Origin of the sequence: Pseudomonas sp. CIP-10, from assembly GCF_020911845.1 — a bacterium.
GTDB classification, from domain to species: Bacteria; Pseudomonadota; Gammaproteobacteria; order Pseudomonadales; family Pseudomonadaceae; genus Aquipseudomonas; species Aquipseudomonas alloputida.
The window spans coordinates 1,866,497-1,885,690 of sequence record NZ_CP087160.1 but is presented as its reverse complement, the minus strand read 5'-3'; the positions used below and the strand labels follow the sequence as shown (position 1 = coordinate 1,885,690).

Sequence of the window (19,194 nt, the reverse complement as noted above, 5' to 3'; positions counted from 1 at the left end):
TGTCAAGAGATCAGATTTTCCAGATCTTCGGCTGATAGACGTTTGAGGGCCTCCAAGGATTTAGCCAAGGCATCGTTGACCGCCTGGGTGTGCGGCTGAGCACCAGCGATCTCGGCGCAGTAGGTTTGCAGGTCGTGGGTGGTGAACAGCGCCTTGACCGCTGTTTCCAGCTTCAACTGCTCACGCAGGCGCACGGTGACCTGGGTGGCCAGCAGCGAATGCCCGCCGAGGTCGAAGAAGTTGTCGGCAAGGCCGACCTGATCGACGTGCAGCACCTCCTGCCAGATCTTCGCCACTTGCTGCTGCAGCTCACTCTGCGGTGCCAGGTAGGCCACCCGGGCGACACTCAGGTCAGGGGCAGGCAGCCGGTTGCGGTCAAGCTTGCCATTGGGGGTGTGGGGGAAGGTTGCGACGAACGTCGTCCAGGTCGGCACCATGTACTCCGGCAACACGCTGCGCAGTTGCCGCTTCAGCGCCTCGCCCAGTGCCTCCCGCGTTTGCGCATCGTCGACCACGGCCACGTCCTGCGGCACCAGGTAAGCCACCAGCTGCTGGCCACCAGGCCCCGGCCGGGCGACTACCGCCGCTTCGCGAATGGCGGGATGACGCGCCAGTTGTGCCTCGATTTCACCGAGTTCGATACGATAGCCACGCATCTTCACTTGCTGGTCGATTCGCCCAAGGTATTCCACCACACCCTCGGCCCGGTAACGCGCCAGGTCGCCGGTGCGGTACAGCCGCTCACCGTTCCCGGCGAACGGGTCGGGGACGAAACGCTCGGCGGTCAGCCCTGGCCGCTGGTAATACCCGCGCGCCAGCCCCGCCCCGCCAATCAGCAGCTCGCCGGCAACACCAACAGGGACTGGCGCCAGGTCCTCACCCAGCAGGTAGAGCCGGGTATTGTCCAACGGCCTGCCTAGCAACGCCTGCGGCCTGGCGGGCTGCAAGCGGTGCAGCGCCGACCAGATGGTGGTTTCGGTCGGCCCGTACAGGTTCCACAACGGCCCGCCCAGGGCCAGCAGCCGCTGGGCCAGGTCATCGCTCAGCGCTTCGCCGCCACACAACTTCGTGCAACCCGCCAGCACCTCGCCGCGGCCGCTGTCTAACAGCATGCGCCAGGTCGAAGGGGTGGCCTGCAGCACGGTCACTGACTGCTGCGCTACCAGCTCCAGCACCCGCTGCGGGTCCTGTGCGGTATCCGGACCGGCCAGGACCATGCAGGCGCCCTGCACCAGCGGCAGGTACAATTCCAGCCCGAAGATATCGAACGAGAACGTGGTCAACGACAACAGGCGGTCGCCGGTGGCCAGCCCCGGCGCCTTGGCCATGCTGGCGATGAAGTTGACCAGCGCGCCGTGGGGCACCATCACCCCTTTTGGCCTGCCGGTGGAGCCCGAGGTGTAGATCATGTAGGCAAGGTGCTCGGCCGACAGCTGCGGCTGCGGGTTGTGCACACCGTAGGCTGCCACGTTGCAGCCACTGCCCAGCGGGTGCTCGGGCGCCAGCAACAGGCACTGGACCGTGGCCGGTATCGGCAGGCGTGCCTGGAGCGACGGCTGGGTCAGCAGCAGCCTGATGCCGCTGTCCTCCATCATGTAGGCCAGCCGCTCGTCCGGGTAGTGGGGGTCCAGCGGTACATAGGCACCCCCGGCCTTGAGCACGGCCAGCAAGGCGACGAGCATCTGTGGCGAGCGTTCGAGGGCCACCCCGACTTTGACGTCCGGCCCCACGCCGCCTTCGATCAGGCGCCAGGCCAGGCGGTTGGCGTGTTCGTTGAGTTGCTGGTAGCTCAGCGTCTGGTCTTCGAACTGCACGGCCGGTGCATGCGGTGTGGCATGGGCACGCTGCTCGATCAGGTGCTGGATACAGGCGTCGGCAACCGGCACCGCCGTGTCATTCCAGGCCTGGCCGATCACGTCCAGCTCGCTGTCGCTGAGCAGTGGCAACGCAGCGATTCGCTGGCCCGCGTCGGCCACGATGCCGTCCAGCAATTGCAGCCAGTGCCCGGCCATTCGCGCTATGGTGGTGGCATCGAACAGATCGGTGGCGTAGTTGAAAGAAGCGCCGATCTGCCCTGGCGCTTCGAAGGTTTCCAGGGTGAGGTCAAACGGCGCGGTGCGCGTTTCGCCAGGCAAAGCCTCGATACGCAGCGCTGTGTCGCTGGCGGCCTGCTGGCCATCGCCCTGGCGCTGGTGGTTGAACATGACCTGGAACAACGGGCTGTGGCTCAGGCTGCGCCCCGGCTGCAAGGCTTCGACCAGTTGTTCGAACGGCAGCTCTTGATGGGCCTGGGCGTCGCTGGCGGCCTGGCGGGCTTGCTGCAACAGCGCGCGGAAGGTCTGCTGCGGCTCGATTTGCGCGCGCAGCACCTGGGTGTTGACGAAAAACCCGATCAACCCTTCGGTTTCTACCCGGTTGCGGTTGGCGATGGGCACACCCACGCGAATGTCCTGCTGCCCGCTGTAGCGCTGCAGCAAGGCCTGGAACGCGGCCAGCAACAGCACGAACAAGGTCACCCCTTCGTGGCGGGCCAGGTCTTGCAGGCGTTGGCACAGTTCGGCCGGCAAGCTGAAGTCGTGCCGTGCGCCGCGGTAGCTCATCAGCCCCGGGCGGGGCCGATCGGTGGGCAGTTCCAGCACCGGCTGCTGGCCACCCAACTGCGCTTGCCAATAGGCCAGCTGCCGCTCGCGTTCACCGGCCTCCATCCAGCGCCGTTGCCAGATGGCATAGTCGGCGTACTGGATGGGCAGCGGACGAACAGCCACGGCATGCCCTTGGCAGCAGGCACTGTAACCCTGCAGCAGTTCATCGACCATGACCTTCAGCGACCAGCCGTCAGCGGCGATGTGGTGCACCACCAGGCTGAACACATGGTCCTCGGCCGCCAGGCGCAGCAACGCCACGCGCAACACGGGGCCATGTTGCAGGTCGAACGGCTGCTCCCGGTGGGCTTCGACAAAGGCCTGAATCTGCGCCTGCTCATCGCCCACACCGCGCTCACGGCATTCGATCGCTACCGTCAGCTGTGGGGCGATTTGCTGGCGTGGGCCACCGTCGCGGCTGTCATGGGTGAACGTGGTGCGCAAGCTCTCGTGCCGCGCCAGCAGCGCATCGAAACTGCCTTGCAAGGCCTGCAGGTTCAGCGGGCCATGCAGGCGCAGGCTGACCCCGATGTTGTAGGCAGTGCCCTGAGGCTCCATCTGCCACAGGAACCATTGGCGCTCCTGGGCAAACGACAACGGCACCACGGTGGTGTCGTCGCGCACCAGCGGAATGGGCAGGTTGGCCGGGGACACGCCCTCTTCAAGCATTTTCTGCAGGTATTGGCGACGCTTTTCCAGCGGCAGATTGATGAAGCGCTGAGCAATTTTCGTGGCGACTGCGGTGTCCATCACACCTCCTCCATTTCGTCCAGCAGAGCCGACAGCTTGCTGAGTGTTTGTGTGTCCGCCGGCGCAGATGCCTGGGCCAGCTGTTCGGCGAAGCTCGCCAGGGTCGGGTGCTGGAAAATCAGTTGCGGGGTCAGGCTCAGGCCGAGTTCCAGTTGCACCCGCGATACCACGCTCACGGCCAGCAATGAATGGCCGCCCAGTTCGAAGAAGTGGTCGTCCAGGCCCACTTGCTCAAGCTTGAGCACGTCCTGCCAGATGGCTGCCAGCTGCTGTTCCAGCTCACTGCCTGGGGCGCGATAACCTTGCTGCAACAGGCTGGCATCGGCCTTGGGCAGGGCCTTGCGGTCGAGCTTGCCGTTGGCTGTCAGCGGCCACCGGTCGAGCAGCAGCAGGTGCGCCGGGACCATGTAGTCCGGCAGCGCTTCCTTCAACTGTTCGCGCAGTTGCGCGCGCAGCCCGGCCTGCTGCTCCAGCGCTACCTCGGCAGCGGGGATCAGGTAGGCCACCAGCTGCTGGCCGGTCGCGCCTTCCTGGGCCAGCACCAGGGCCTCGCGCACCTGTGGCTGCGCCTGCAAGCGGGCTTCGATTTCCCCCAGCTCGATGCGGAAGCCGCGGATCTTCACCTGGTGGTCGATGCGTCCCACATACTCGATCACCCCGTCGGCGTGGTAGCGCGCCAGGTCACCGGTGCGGTACAGGCGCCCGCCAGGGGCACCGAACGGGTCCGGCACGAAGCGCGTGGCGCTCAGGTCGCTGCGCTTGAGGTAGCCGCGCGCCAGGCCGGCGCGGCCCACGTACAGCTCGCCGATGCAGCCTTTGGCTACCGGGTTCAGGTCGCCGTCGAGCACATACCAGGACAGGTCGGGGATCGGCACGCCCATCGGGCTGCTGGCCGCCTTGCCCAGGTCAGCCCGCGACAGCGGCCGGTAGCTGACATGCACGGTGGTTTCGGTGATGCCGTACATGTTCACCAGCTGCGGCTGGCGGTCGCCGAAGCGTTCGAACCACGGTGCCAGGCTGTTGACGTCCAGCGCCTCGCCCCCGAACACCACGCTGCGCAGTGCCAGTGGCCGCTGCGGCTCGGCCGTGGTGGCCACCGCCATCAATTGCTTGAACGCCGACGGGGTCTGGTTCAGCACCGTGACCTGTTCATCGGCCAGCAGCTGGTAGAAGGCCTCGGGCGAGCGGCTGGTGTGCTGCGGCACGATCACCAGGCGCCCGCCGTACAGCAGGGCGCCGAAGATTTCCCACACCGAGAAGTCGAAGGCATAGGAGTGGAACAGGCTCCACACGTCGTCGCTGCCGAAGCGGAAGTCGGCGCCGGTGGCCGTGAACAGGCGCAGCACGTTGCGCTGCGGCAGCAGCACGCCCTTGGGCTTGCCGGTGGAACCGGAGGTGTAGATCACGTAGGCGAGGTTGTCCGGGCTGACCGTGACCGGCGAGCAGGCCAGCGGGTCGGCCTGGGTGCTGTCATCGTTGCTTGCCAGGCTGAGCACGCGCACGCCTGCCGGCACCGGCAGGCTGGCCAGCACCTGGGGCTGGGCCAGCACGCGCTGCAGGCCGCTGTCTTCGATCATGTAGGCCAAACGGTCGGCCGGGTAGGCCGGGTCCAGCGGCACATAGGCACCGCCAGCCTTGAGGATGGCGAAGATGCCAACAACCATGTCCAGCGAGCGCTCGGCAGCCAGGCCGACCAGCACGTCAGGCCCGACCCCGTCGTCGACCAGGCGCCGGGCCAGGGCGTTGGCACGCTGGTTGAGCTGGGCATAGCTCAGGGCCTGGCCCTCGCAGGTGACGGCGATGGCATCGGGGGTGCGCTGCACCTGGGCCTCGATCCGGCTGTGCAGGGCCTGGTTGGCCGGGTGCTCGGCGGGGGCCGGATTCCACTGGGCGAAGGTGGCTTGCTGCTGTTGCGCATCGAGCAGCGTCAAGCTGCCCAGCGCCTGGTGCGCCGAGGCCTCGACAATCTGCTCCAGCAACTGTCGCAGGTGCCCAGCCAGTTGCTCGACCTGCACGGCAGCGAAGCAGCCACGGTCGTAGCCGAAGGTCACCGACAGCGTCTCGCCCTGGTTGACCGCCAGGGTCAATGGGTAGTTGGCCTGCTCATGGTTGTGCACCGCATCGAAACGCAGCCCCTCGGGTGCCGTTTGCTGGAGGATCTCCGAGACCGGGTAGTTCTCGAACACCATGATGCTGTCGAACAGCCCCTCGCCGCCGTGACCGGCCCAGCGCTGGATCTCGAACAATGGCGTGTGTTCGTGTTCACGCAATTGCAGGTTGAGGCTTTGCAACGCTTGCAGCCATTGCACCACGGGTTGTTCCGGGCGCGGGCTGGCAACCACCGGCAAGGTGTTGATGAACAGCCCGATGTGCGCTTCGACGCCGCGCAGCTCGGCAGGACGGCCTGCTACGGTGACACCGAATGCGACCGCCGCCTGCCCGGTATAACGCTGCAACAGCAACAACCAGGCCCCTTGCATCAAGGTGTTGAGCGTGACCTTGTGCTGCCGGGCAAAATCGCTGAGCTGGCGGGTTTGCTGGCGATCACGCAGCAATACAACCTGCCCCTGCCCGGCCACGTCGGCTTCGGCCAATGGCTGGCCGGTCGCCAGGCTGCGGCTGAGCAGTGTGGGCTGTTCCAGGTCCGCCAGGCGGGCTTTCCAGAACTGCTCGCTGGCCTGCGCATCCTGGCGCTGCAACCAGCCGATGTAATCGCGGTAACGCCCTGCCGGCGCCGCTGGGCGAGGCTCGCCGCGGGCCTGGGCACCGTATTGTTCGAGTACCTCCCCCAGCAGCTGCGAATAGCTCCAACCGTCCATGAGGATGTGGTGGTTGGTATCGATCAGGTGGTAGCGATCGTCGCCAATGCGGATGACCTGGATGCGCTGCAGCGGCGCCTTGCCCAGGTCGAACCCGCGCAGGCGTTCGGCGTTGGCCAACTGGTCGAGCGCGGTGGGCAGCTCCCGCCGCTCGCGCCAATCCTGGTACACCAGCGCCACGGCCAGGTGCTTGTGAATGACCTGCAACGGTTGCTGCTGGCCCTGCCACAGCACACTGGCGCGCAGCACCTCGTGGCGGTCGTAGACTGCCTGCCAGGCGGCCCGCAGCCGTTCGGCATCCAGCCCCTGCACATCGGCACGCATCTGGTTGATGTAGTCACCACTGCCCTGCTCGTACAGCGAGTGGAACAGCATGCCTTGCTGCATCGGCGACAGCGCGTAGATGTCTTCGACTTGCGCCGCCGGTACCGGCAACGCATCGAGCTGGGCCTGGCTCAGGCCCGCCAGCGGGAAGTCCGAAGGTGTCATGCCCTGCTCACCGGCCTCGTTGGCCTGCAGGCAATGCTCGACCAGGCTGCGCAGCTCGCGCCCGTAATCGTCCGCCAGGCGTTGCACGGTCTGTTCGTCAAACAGGTCGAGGCTGAACGTCCAGCCCATGCGCAGCTCACCGCCATAGACCTGGCCATTGAGGCTGAGCCAGTTTTCCAGCGGCGCGTCAGCGCTCTGCTCGGCGCCGACGCCCAGCCGGGAAGGTTGCAGCAAGGCATCACCGGCGCCATCGAAGCTGGCGTCGAACTGCCCCAGGTAGTTGAAGGTGATGCGTGGTGTTGCCAGGCCTAGCAGGGCCTGACGCTGCTCGTCACTGCCAAGGTAACGCAGTACACCGTAACCCAGGCCTTTGTTGGGGATGGCGCGCAACTGCTCCTTGACCTGCTTGATCGACGCGCCCAGCTCGCCCTCGACGCGCAAGCACACCGGGTACAGGCTGGTGAACCAGCCGACGGTTCGGCTGAGATCAAGGTCGGCGGACAGTTCTTCTCGGCCATGCCCTTCCAGCTGAATCAGCGTCGCGGCCTGACCGCTCCAGCGACCCACCACGCGCGCCAGCGCAGTCAGCAGCAAGTCGTTGACCTGCGTACGATAGGTGGCCGGAGCCTCTTGCAGAAGCTGCCGGGTCACTTCGCGGTCAAGTTGCGTGCTGACCGTGCGCGCACGTCGGCGTTGTTGCCCGGCACCTGGGTGGTCGCAGGGCAGCTCGGCGTGGTCGTGCTGCAACTGCGCCTGCCAGTACGCCAGCTCGCTGCCAAGCCCTTCGCTGCCAGCATAGGCTTGCAACTGCCCGGCCCAGTCCCTGAGCGAACTGGTCTTGGCCGGCAGCACCACCGTTTGGCCCGCCACGCATTGACGATAAGCGCGTTGCAGGTCTTCCAGCAGGATTCGCCAGGACACCCCGTCGACCAACAGGTGATGGATCACCAGCAACAAGCGCTGGCACTCGCCCGGTTGCGTTACCAGCACCGCACGCACCAGGTCGCCGCTGCCCAGGCACAGGCTGGCCTGGGCCTGGTCGCACAATGCCTCCAGCGCCTGCGCATCGGCACAGTCACGCTGCCACAACAGCGCGTGGCGCACGTGCGCTTCGCCGAAGCTGGCGCGCCAGCCCTGTTCGCTTTCGTCGAACTTCAGGCGCAAGCCGTCATGGTGTACCACCAACTGGTGCAGGGCGTGTTCCAGCCGGTCGGCATCCAGCGGCTGCAGGGCGTCCAGCAGTACCGACTGGTTCCAGTGATGGCGCTCGGGAATAGCCAGCGCGAAGAATTCGGCCTGGGCCGGCAGCAGGTGCAGCTCACCGCTGACCGGGCCCTGGTCGATCTGCTGCTGAGCGGCACCCCGCCGAGCGACACGCGCCAGGCCCTGCACCGTCTGCTGCTCGAAAACATCTTTGGGGCTGAAGGCGATGCCGGCCTGGCGGGCGCGCCCGACCACCTGGATGGAAACGATCGAATCGCCACCCAGTTCGAAGAAGTTGTCGTCCAGCCCCACCTGCTCAAGCTTGAGCACGTCCTGCCAGATCGCGGCCAGCTGCTGCTCCAGTTCACTGCGCGGGGCAACATAGGCCTGGCGTGCCTGACTCATGTCCGGCAGCGGCAGCGCCTTGCGGTCTACCTTGCCGTTCGGCGTCAGCGGCAGACGCGCCATCAGCACCCAGTGCACAGGTACCATGTAGTCGGGCAGACGGGCTTTCAGGCTGGCTTTGAGCTGTTGCTTGAGCGCGTCGGCAGCCACAGCGTCATCCGCCACGCAATAGGCCACCAACTGCGGCCCGTTGGCGCCGGGCTGGGCCATCACCACCGCCTCGCGTACCTGATCGCTGTCGAGCAACGCGGCTTCGATTTCGCCCAGCTCGATACGGAAACCGCGGATCTTGACCTGGTGATCGACCCGGCCGACGTATTCCAGCACGCCGTCGGCACGGCGCCGGGCCAGGTCGCCAGTGCGGTACAGGCGCTCGCCGGGCGCCCCGCAAGGGTGCGGAATAAAGGCCTGGGCAGTACGCAGTGGGTCGCCGACATAGCCACGGCCCACGCCGGTTCCTGCCACGCACAGCTCTCCGGTGACGCCCAGCGGCGCCAGCTCCAGCGCGGCGTCCAGCACATACAGGCGGTTGTTGTCGGTCGGGCTGCCAATGGGCAGGTACACGCCTTGCGTGCTCGCCAGGTCGACCCGGAAGAACGCCACGTCATCGGAACATTCGGCCGGCCCATAGGCATTGACCAGCCCGACATCGGGATAGCGCTGCAACCATTGACGAGCGAGCTCCGGCGCCAGCGCTTCGCCAGTGGGCAGCATCCAGCGCAGCGACGGCACGGCAATGGCCGGGGCCTGGAACATACCCTGGATCAACGACGGCACACTCTCGAGCACACTGATGCGCTGCTCGCGCACGTGCTGCAGCAAGGCTTCGGGATCATGGGCCAGTTCGTTTGGCACGATCTGTACACAGCCGCCAAACAGTGGCGCTGCAAGGAACTGCCACACGGAGATGTCGAAGCTCTGCGACGCAGTCTGGGCGATCACGTCGTCCGGCCCCAGGCCCAGGTAAGGCACCTTGCTCAGTTGGTTGTTGAGCATGCCCGCCTGCTCGACCATCACCCCTTTGGGCTGCCCGGTCGAGCCCGAGGTGTAGATCACGTACGCCAGGTGCTGCGGGCCACTGTAGCGCTGCGGATCGTGCTCGGCGCTGCCAGGCCGGTCGAGGGTTTCCAGCACCAGCAGCTGCGGCCGCCGTGCTTCGTCCAGTGCGTCCAGCAAGGCCTCGGCCTGCGCCTGGCAAGCCTCGGTGCAGAGCAACACCGGGGTGCGGCTCAAGGCGACGATATGGCTCAGGCGTTGTTGTGGCAGCCCAGGGTCCAGTGGCAGGTAGCCGGCGGCGGCCTTGAAGGTGCCCACCATCATGCCCAGCAGCTCAAGGCTGCGCTGCGCCAGCAATGCCACTGGCTGGTCAGGCCCGACCCCCAGCGCAATCAGCCCATGGGCCACACGGTTGGCACGGCGGTTGAGCTCGCTGTAGCTGTACTGCCGGTCGCCGCAGCGCGCAACGACCGCCTGCGGGGTACGGGCCACCTGCGCTTCGAACAGCTCGGCATAACTGTGCTGCAGCGGGTATTCGGCAGCCGTCTGGTTGACGTGCTGCAACAGCCCTTCGCGGGTGGCAGGGGCTACCAGGCAGAACGCGCCCAGGCAGCTGTCCAGCGGCAAGCTCAGGCACTGCTGCAGCACATGCTGGAAGTTGTCCGCCAGCGCAGCCAGCGCCGGGCGCTGCAGATGCTCCAGCGCATGGCTGTAGTGCAACTGCAAGGTCTGCCCTTGGCTGATCGACAAGGTCAGCGGGTAATGCGTCTGTTCGCGGCTGTAGACCTCGCCGAAGCTCAAGCCTGCCGGGGCACCCTGCTGCAGTGCTTCGGAAACGGGGTAGTTCTCGAAGACGAGGATGTTGTCGAACAGGGTCTCGCCGCCCTGCCCGCTCCAGCGCTGGATGTCGAACAGCGGGGTGTGTTCGAACTCGCGCATGGCCACGTTCTGCGCCTGCAGCTGCTGCAGGAATTGCGCGAACGGCAGCTGCGGGGCCGGGCTGGCAGTGACCGGCAAGGTGTTGATGAACAGGCCCACCTGCTGCTCGATGCCCTTGAGCGCCGCCGGGCGCCCGGCAACCGTGGCCCCGAACGTGACGCTGTCCTGCCCGGTATAGCGTTGCAGCAGCAACAGCCAGGCACCCTGCAGCAAGGTGTTGAGGGTGACCTTGTGTTGACGCGCCAGTGCCACCAGTTGCCCGGTGGTGGCGGCATCGATCACCTGCACATGCTCGGCGTAGCCCTGCCCGGCTTCGGCCTGGGCCTCGTAGGCAATGGCCTGCGCCAGGCGGGTGGGCCCTTGCAGGTCGCGCAGGCAGTCTTTCCAGAACGCTTCACCAGCAGCGGCGTCCTGCCGGCCCAGCCAGCCGATGTAATCGCTGTAGCGGCTGGTGACCGGTGGCAATGCCGAGGGCTGCCCGTCGCCCAGCAGGGCGTACTGGTGCAGCACTTCGCCCAACAGCTGGGAGTTGCTCCAGCCGTCCATGAGGATGTGATGGCTGGTATAGAGCAAGTGCTGTCGAGCCGGACCGGTGCGCACCAGCGCCAGGCGCAGCAACGGCGCCTGGCTGAGGTCGAAGCCCTGCTGGCGCTGGTCGAGTGCCAGTTGCTCGAGGGCAGCCTCAAGGCCTTCGCGCCCCTGCCAGTCGTGCACCACGAACGGCAGTTCAACGTGTTTGCGTACCACCTGCAGGGCCTGCTCGTGTTCCCAGTGGAACTGCGTGCGCAAGATATCGTGGCGCTGCAGTACAGCCTCCCAGGCACGGCGGAAACGCTCGACATCCAGGCCGTCGACATCGACGCGCATCTGGTTCACGTAATCCCCCGCCTGCTGCTCGTACAAGGCGTGGAACAGCATGCCCTGCTGCATCGGCGCCAGCGGATAGAGGTCGGCGATCTCGGCCGCGGGCACTGGCAGTTGGTCCAGCTGGGCCTGCGACAGGCGCGCCAGCGGGAAGTCGGACGGCGTTACACCGCACACCCCCGGTGTGCAGCAGTGCTCGATCAACGCCTGCAACTCGCGGGTGTAATCTGCGGCCAGGCGCTCAAGGGTGGCGCTATCGAACAGCTCGCGGCTGAACGTCCAGCCCAGGCTCAGCTCACCGCCGTACACCTGGCCATTGAGGCTCAACAGGTTGCCCAGCGGCGCCTGCGCGTCGTGATCGGCGCCCTTGTCTTCCTTGGCCGGCACGAACAGCGCTTCGGCCTGATCGAAGCTGCCATCGAACTGGCCCAGGTAGTTGAAGGTGATTTCCGGCAGCGGTGCATGGCCCAGTTGCTGGCGCGCCTCGGCGCTGCCCCATTGGCCCAGCACCCCGAAACCGATGCCGTTGTCGGGAATGCTGTGCAGGTGCTGCTTGACCTGCTTCAAGGTGTGGGAACGCTCGCTGGGCACCGCCAGCTTCAGCGGGAACACCGTGGTGAACCAGCCGAGCGTGCGGCTGAGGTCCAGGTCGTCGAACAGTGCTTCACGGCCATGACCTTCCAGCAGCACCGACACTTCGTCGCGCCCGGTCCAGCCTGCAATCACCCGCACCAAGGCTGCCAGCAGCAGGTCGTTGACCCGTGTGCGGTAGGCGGCCGGCGCCTCGCGCAGCAGCCGCTCGGTCCATGCCCGGTCCAGGCGGCTGTAAACCGTGTGGGCGTGGCACTGCTGATTGGCTGCGGCCAGGTCGCTGACCTGCCGACGTGGCAGTGCAGCGCGCCCCTGTAACTGCTCGCACCAGTAGCCAAGCTGGCCCTGCATGTGCGCTGCATGCCCCTGCAAGCGCTTGGCCCATGCCTGCATGGAATGGCTCTTGGCGGGCAGGTTCGGCTGGTTACCCGCAAGCACGGCAGCGTAGGCCTGTTGCAGGTCCTCCAGCAGGATGCGCCATGACACCCCATCCACCACCAGGTGATGAACGACCAACAGCAAGCGCTGGCTGCCGTCCGCCAGCGTTGCCAGCAAGGCACGCAGCAATGGCCCATTTTCCAGGTCAAGGCTGCGCTGCGCTTGCTCGAGCAAAGTGTGCAACCCACCTTCATCATCCGCCGCGGCCTGCCACAGCAGTGCCGCCTGGGCGCACTGTGCAGGGCTGCGGTAGCGCGCCTGCCAGCCGTCATCGGCGGGCGCAAAGCTCAGGCGCAAGGCATCATGGTGCTCGACCAGGGCGTGCAGGGCCTGGTCCAGGTCAGCAGCGTTCAAAGGCTGCCGTGGTTCAAGCAGGATCGACTGGTTCCAGTGGTGACGTGCCGGGATCTCCTGGGCAAAGAACAGCTGGTGCACCGGTAGCAGCACCTGCTCGCCACTGAGCGGCCCCTGGTCGGCTTGCACCTCGCATGCGCCGACCTGGGCAACGCTGGCCAGTGCGGCCACGGTCTGATGCTCGAACAGATCACGGGCACTGAACAGCAGGCCATCCTGACGCGCCCGACTGACCAGCTGGATCGAGATGATCGAGTCGCCCCCGAGCTCGAAGAAGTTGTCACTCACGCCCACCTGCGGCAGCTTCAGCACGCGCTGCCACAACGCGGCAAGACGCTGCTCCAGGGCATTGCGTGGCGCCACGTAGGCCTGCTGCAGGGCGCTGAAGTCGGGTGCCGGCAGTGCTTTGCGGTCGAGCTTGCCGTTGGGCAGCAACGGCAGTTGCTCAAGCACCAGCCAGTGGGTCGGCAGCATGTAGTCCGGCAGGCTCTGGCGCAGCGCCGCCTTCAGCTGCTCGCGCTGCTCGGCCGGCCCGTGTGCGGCAATGCTATCGGCCAGCACCAGGTAAGCCGCCAGCTGCTTGCCGCTTGGGCCGTCGACGGCTACCACCACGGCCTCGCGCACCTCGGCGCAGGCCAGCAGGCACGCCTCGATTTCGCCCAGTTCGACACGGAAGCCGCGGATTTTTACCTGGTTATCGATCCGCCCCAGGTAATCGAACTGCCCGTCGGCGCGCAGGCGAACCTGGTCACCGGTGCGGTACAGGCGCGCACCCTCGGTGCCAAACGGGTCGGGCACGAAGCGGTCGGCCGTCAGCCCCGGGCGCCCCAGGTAGCCGCGGGCCAGGCCGGCACCGCCCAGGTACAGCTGCCCGGCCACGCCTGCTGGCAGCAGGCCCAGGGCGGCGTCCAGCACACACGCACTGCGCTCGCCGACAGGCTGGCCGATCGGCGCATAGGCGCTGTCGCAATGATCCCCGGCGCGGGTACGCCAGACCATCGGCGTGACCACGGTCTCGGTGGGGCCATACCCATTGATCATCACCTGGGGTTGCAGGCTTTGCTGCACCCGCTCGTAAGTCGCCCGCGGCATGGCATCGCCGCCAAAGCTGTAAAGACGAACCGGTGGAGGGTTACCGGCATGCGCCGCATGCTCGGCCAGCTGTTGCAGGTAGGCCGGCGGGAATCCGGCCATGGTCACCCCATGCCGGCGTATCTCCTCGTAGGTGCGCTCGGGGCTCCACAGCTCATCGTCGCGCAGCAGCAGGCTGCCCCCCATGACCAGCGAGGTCAGCCAGCGTTCATGAGCACCGTCGAAGGCAAACGACAGGAAATGCAGCTCACGGTCCGCCGGGGTCATTTCGTACCATTGGCCAGTGGCCAGGCAGTGCATGGCCAGCGGCCCGTGTGCGACCGCAACGCCTTTGGGCTGGCCGGTAGAACCCGAGGTGTAGATCACGTAGGCCAGGTTTTGCGGGCTCAATGCCACGGTGGGCGCATGGTCGGCGCCCGGCTGCTCAACCCGTTGGTCGAGCAGCAGCGTACGCATGCCGGCCTGCACGTCCAGGCCCGGCAGCACCCGGCTGTGACTGAGCAACAGGTCGATGCCGCTGTCCTGCATCATGTAGGCCAGGCGCTCTGCCGGGTACTGGGGGTCCAGCGGCAGGAACGCGCCCCCGGCCTTGAGAATGCCCAGCAAACCGACAACCATGTCGAGCGAACGCTCCAGGGCGATGCCCACCAGCACGTCGGGGCCGACACCCAGCGCCCGCAGGCGGTGTGCCAGCTGGTTGGCCCGGGCCTCGAGTTGGCCGTAGCTCAGTTGCTGGTCGCCGATCAGCAACGCTACCGCTTGCGGTTGGCGCCGGGCCTGCTCGGCAATCAGCTGGTGAACCGCCGCCGGCGCGGCCGCGAGCCCCGCCTGTTGCCAGCCCTGCAACAGGGCCGCCTGCTCCTGCGGCGCCAGCAACGGCAGCTCGCCGACAGCCTGGGCTGGGTCGGCGGCCAGGCCGCGCAGCAAGTTGCACCAGTGCTCAGCCATGCGTTGCAGGGTAGCGGCTTCGAACAGCTCGGCAGCGTAGAGGAACGACACGTTGATCGCCGCGTCGGTCTCCAGCGTTTCCAGGGTCAGGTCGAATTGCGCGGTGCCACCCTGCAGGGTCATTTCCTCGGCATGCAAACCTGCCAGGCTGGTGCTGCCCACCTGCTGGCCGGCAATGCTGAGGTGGTTGTACATCACCTGGAACAGCGGGTTGCGGTCCAGCGAGCGTTGCGGGTTCAAGGCCTCGACCAGGCGGTCGAACGGCAGGTCCTGATGCGCCTGGCCGGCCAGCGCCGTGGCCTTGACCTGGCTGAGCAGCGCCGCGCCGCTCATGGCCGGGTCGACTTCGACGCGCATGACCAGGGTATTGACGAAAAAGCCCAGGACGTTTTCCAGCTCTTGCCGGCTACGGTTGCTCACCGGTATGCCGATGCGTACATCGGGCTGTTCGCAGTAGCGTTGCAACAACAGGGCAAAAGCGCCGAGGAACAGCTGGAACAGGGTCAGCTCATGCTCACGTGCCAACTGCCGCAAGCGCTGCGCCAGTTCGCTGTCCAGGGCGAACGCGACGCGCCCCAGACGGTGGTCTTTCAGCGCGCTGCGCGGGTGGTCGATTGGCAGTTCCAGGATGGGCTGCTCGCTTCCCAGCTGCCCGCGCCAGTAGTCCAGCTGGCGCTGGAGCTCGCCCTGGTCGAGCCAGTGCTTGTGCCAGGCGGCGTAATCGGCGTACTGGATCGGCAGCTTGGCCAATGCCGGCGCTTCGCCCCGGTGCAAGGCCTGGTACAGGGCAACGAACTCACGCACCATCACGCTCATCGACCCCCCATCGGAAATGATGTGGTGCAAGGTGACCACAAGCAGCTGGTCCTGCTCGCCCAACTGCAGCACCTTGGCGCGCCACAACGGGCCGGTGCCCAGGTCGAACAGCCGCTGGGTCTCGGCCAGTACCTGAGCCTGTATCTGTGCCAGCTCGGCCGTTGCTGGCAGTCGGTCCCAGGTTAGCGGTAATTCACCCGCAGGCTGAATGCGCTGCAGCAACACGCCATCGCGCTCGACGAACGTCGTGCGGAAGGCTTCATGGCGTTCGCAGAGGATCGCGAAGGCCTGGGTCAATGCGGCACGATCCAGTTCGCCACGCAGGCGCACGACCATAGGTGTGTGGTAGGCGGTGCTGTGCGGCTGCATCTGCCAGAACAGCCATTGCCGCTGCTGGGCGTGCGACGCGACCAGGGGCTGGTCACGCGGCACCGCTGCGATCGGCTCGACGTGCTGCGCGCCAGCGCCCAGTACCTGTTCGGCAAAGCCCTGCAGCGAGTTGCTTTCGAAAAGGCTGCGCAACGGCACGTCACGCCCCAGGATGCGCCGGACCCGGGCGATGATCTGCGTCGCCAGCAGGGAATGCCCACCCAAGGCGAAGAAGTTGTCATCAAGCCCTACCTGGGCGACGTTCAGCACGTCCTGCCAGATCAGCGCCAGCTGCTGCTGCAAGGTGGTCTGCGGGGCACGGTAGGCCTGTGCCGGGCCTTCGTCAGGCACCGGCAAGGCGCGTAAATCGAGCTTGCCGTTGAGTGTCAGTGGCATGCCGGGCAATGCCATGAAGCGGCTCGGCAGCATGTAGTCCGGCAACTGCCTGGCCAGCGCCGCTTGTACGTCGGCAAGCACCTGCGGGGCGTCGGCCTGGCTGTCGGGCACCACGTAGGCGAGGATACGGGCCGCGCTGCCGGTGCCGTGGATAACGGCCACGGCGTCGTGCACACGGGGCTGGCGCTTGAGGGTGTCGGTGATTTCACCCAGTTCGATGCGGTAACCGCGAATCTTCACCTGATGGTCGACCCGCCCCAGGTAATCGACCTGGCCGTTCGCCAACTGCCGCGCCAGATCGCCGGTTCGGTACACGCGGCTACCGGCGGCCCCGAACGGGTTGGGCACGAAGCGTTCGGCGGTCATCGCCGCGCGGCGGTGATAGCCTCGCGCCACCCCTGCACCGGCAAGATACAACTCGCCCTGGCAGCCGGTGCTCAGCGGTTGCAGCGAAGCGTCCAGCACATAAGCCTGCATGTTGGCCAACGGCCGCCCAAGCGGCGCACGCCCCGTCGCCGGTGGCGCCTCGACCGCATCAGCGAGCGCACCCACGGTGGTTTCGGTTGGGCCGTAATGGTTGAACAGCGTGCAGTGCGGGGCCAGCTGCGCCAGTTGTGCCATCAGCCCGGCGGGGCAAGCCTCGCCGCCCAGCACCAGCGCACGCTGCGGCAGTGCCCGGGCCGGGTGTGGGCCATCGAGCAATGCCTGCAGGTGGGAAGGGACAATTTTCAGCACGTCCACGGCGTGTGCGTGCATGTAGGCGGCGAAACGCTCGGCGTCCAGGCTGATGTCCAGGGCAATCACATGCAGGCAGCTGCCGCTGCACAGTGCGCCGAACAGGGTGGTATGGCCAAGGTCGGCCGCCAGCGTGGAAACCACCGCCATGCTCGCGACCCGGCCCAGCGCCAGGCGCTGCAAGGCCGCCTGCACGTAGTTGGCCAGGGCGCCATGGCTGATGGTGACACCCTTCGAACGCCCGGTAGAGCCCGAGGTATAGATGACATAGGCCAGGTTATCGGCATTCAGCTGTGCAGGCGGAGCCGTCGTACTGAAGCGCGCCAGCTCCTCTGCTGCCTGGTCGAGCACCAGGTAGCGCACTTGTGTGTCCTGCGGTAGACGGGGCAGCAGCGCCTGCTGGGTCAGCAGCAGTTGAACACCGCTGTCGTCGAGCATGTAGGCAAGCCGCTCTTGCGGGTATTCGGGGTCGAACGGCACATAGGCACCGCCGGCCTTGAGGATGGCCAGCAGGCCAACGATCATCTCCACCGACCGTTCGACTGCAATACCCACCCGTACTTCAGGCCCGACGCCCCACTCAATCAGTTGGTGTGCCAGCCGGTTGGCATCGGCATCGAGTTCGGCATAGCTCAGCTGCCGGTCGCCGAACACCAGTGCCGGGGCCTGCGGCTGCTGCGCCACCTGCGCGGCGAACAGCGCAAGTATGTTGTCGACGGCGAACTCGCTGGCGGCCGGTTGGCTGGCCTGCAGCAGCCGCTGCCGCTCGCCGGCACCCAGCAGCGGCAAATCGCCGATGGCCGCCAGCGGGTCGGCGGCCATGGCCTGCAACAGGTTCAGCCAATGGCTCGCCATACGTTCGATGGTGGCCGGGGCGAACAATTCGCGGGCATAGGTGAAGGCGGCCTGCACCTGGCCATCGCGCTCCACGGTATCGAGGGTGAGCTCGAACTGGACACTGCGCTCGTGACGCTCCAGCACGTGCAGCTCAAGGCCTGATTCGCTGCGTAAGGCGCCGATGTCGGCGACGTTCGCCTGATGGTTGTGCAACACCTGGAACAACGGCGTGTGGCTGAGGCTGCGCTCGACTTGCAGGCCTTCGACCAAACGCTCGAACGGCAAATCCTGGTGGCTCTGGGCCGCGCGGGTGGTTTCGCGGATATCGGCCAGCAATTGGGCGACGGACATCTGCGGGTCGAGCTCGGTGCGCAACACCTGGGTGTTGACGAATACGCCAATCAGCCCCTCGACTTCTTCGCGATTGCGGTTGGCGACCGGCACCCCGACACGGATGTCCTGCAGGCCACTGTAATGTTGCAAAAGCAGCTTGAAACCGGCCAACAGCACACTGAACAAGGTGACCCCTTGCTGACGCACCAGGCCCGCCAGGCGCTCGCTCAGGCCCTGTGGCACCGCGATGGGCAGGCGCTGGCCCTGGCGGCTGGCATGCAGCGGGCGCGGGTAGTCGGCAGGCAACTGCAATACCGGGTGCTGGTCGCCCAGCTTGGCCTGCCAGTAAGCCAGCTGTCGCGCCTGCTCCCCGGCCTCCAGCCAACGCCGCTGCCACAGCGCATAGTCACTGTACTGGATCGGCAACTCAGGCAGCACCGGCACCTGCCCGCGAACCAAGGCGTCGTAGCCGTGGACGAATTCCTGGATGAGCACGTTCATCGACCAGCCGTCGGCGACGATATGGTGCAGGGTCAACAGCAGCACATGCTCCTGTGCCGCCAGCTTCAACAAGCGCACGCGAAACAGCGGGCCCTGCTGGAGGTCGAAGGGCAAACCGGCTTCGTCCCGCACCGCCTGCGCGACGGCGGCGTCGCGGGCCTCGGCGGCCAGCGCCTGAAGGTCGTGTTCTTCAATGACGATGGCCGCTGGCTGCACCACTTGCACCACGTCGTCACCCTGGGTCTGGAACACAGTACGCAGGGCCTGGTGACGCTGCAGTACCTGCTCGAACGCGCGCTGTACCGCCGAGGTGTCCAGCGCCCCTTTCAACACCACCGCACTGGGCAGGTTGTAGGCGGCACCGTGTGGGTCCAGTTGCCACAGAAACCACATGCGCTGCTGGGCATAGGACAGTGCATGGCGATCGTCGACGGCGACGTCCGCAGGGATCGGGAATTGTGAAAAGTCGATACCCTCGCTGGCCAGGGTTTCGAGAAACAGCCGCCGCTTTTCCACCGGCAGCTCAATGAAACGGCGGGCGAGCTTCAGGGACTTCTCAACATTCATCGGGTTTCATCCGTGCACATGGGTTTCGAGTAACAACTCGGCTATCCCTACGAAACGGATGGAACACCGGGAAAATTAACCCGTCACGGCCACCGGCAAAGGCAGGCTCA

At 66.4% G+C, this 19,194-nt stretch carries 2 protein-coding genes; both read right to left on the bottom strand.

Annotation, left to right across the window (positions count from 1 at the left end):
* Positions 1–2: 2 nt before the first annotated feature.
* Positions 3–3,392 carry a non-ribosomal peptide synthetase gene (locus LMH93_RS08475; RefSeq protein ID WP_230065008.1) on the bottom strand — a complete coding sequence of 1,130 codons (3,390 nt, stop codon included), beginning with the start codon at positions 3,390–3,392 and terminating at the stop codon, positions 3–5.
* A complete protein-coding gene (locus tag LMH93_RS08470; RefSeq protein ID WP_230065007.1) occupies positions 3,392–19,084 on the bottom strand; it encodes a non-ribosomal peptide synthase/polyketide synthase in 15,693 nt (5,230 codons plus the stop codon). The genes LMH93_RS08475 and LMH93_RS08470 overlap by 1 nt, the downstream gene beginning before the upstream one ends.
* Positions 19,085–19,194 lie beyond the last annotated feature (110 nt).

What these genes read in the sequence shown, in the direction of transcription:
- LMH93_RS08475 (WP_230065008.1), bottom strand. Translation starts at nt 3,392, where the DNA reads ATGGACACCGCAGTCGCCACGAAAATTGCTCAGCGCTTCATCAATCTG.
- LMH93_RS08470 (WP_230065007.1), bottom strand. Translation starts at nt 19,084, where the DNA reads ATGAATGTTGAGAAGTCCCTGAAGCTCGCCCGCCGTTTCATTGAGCTG.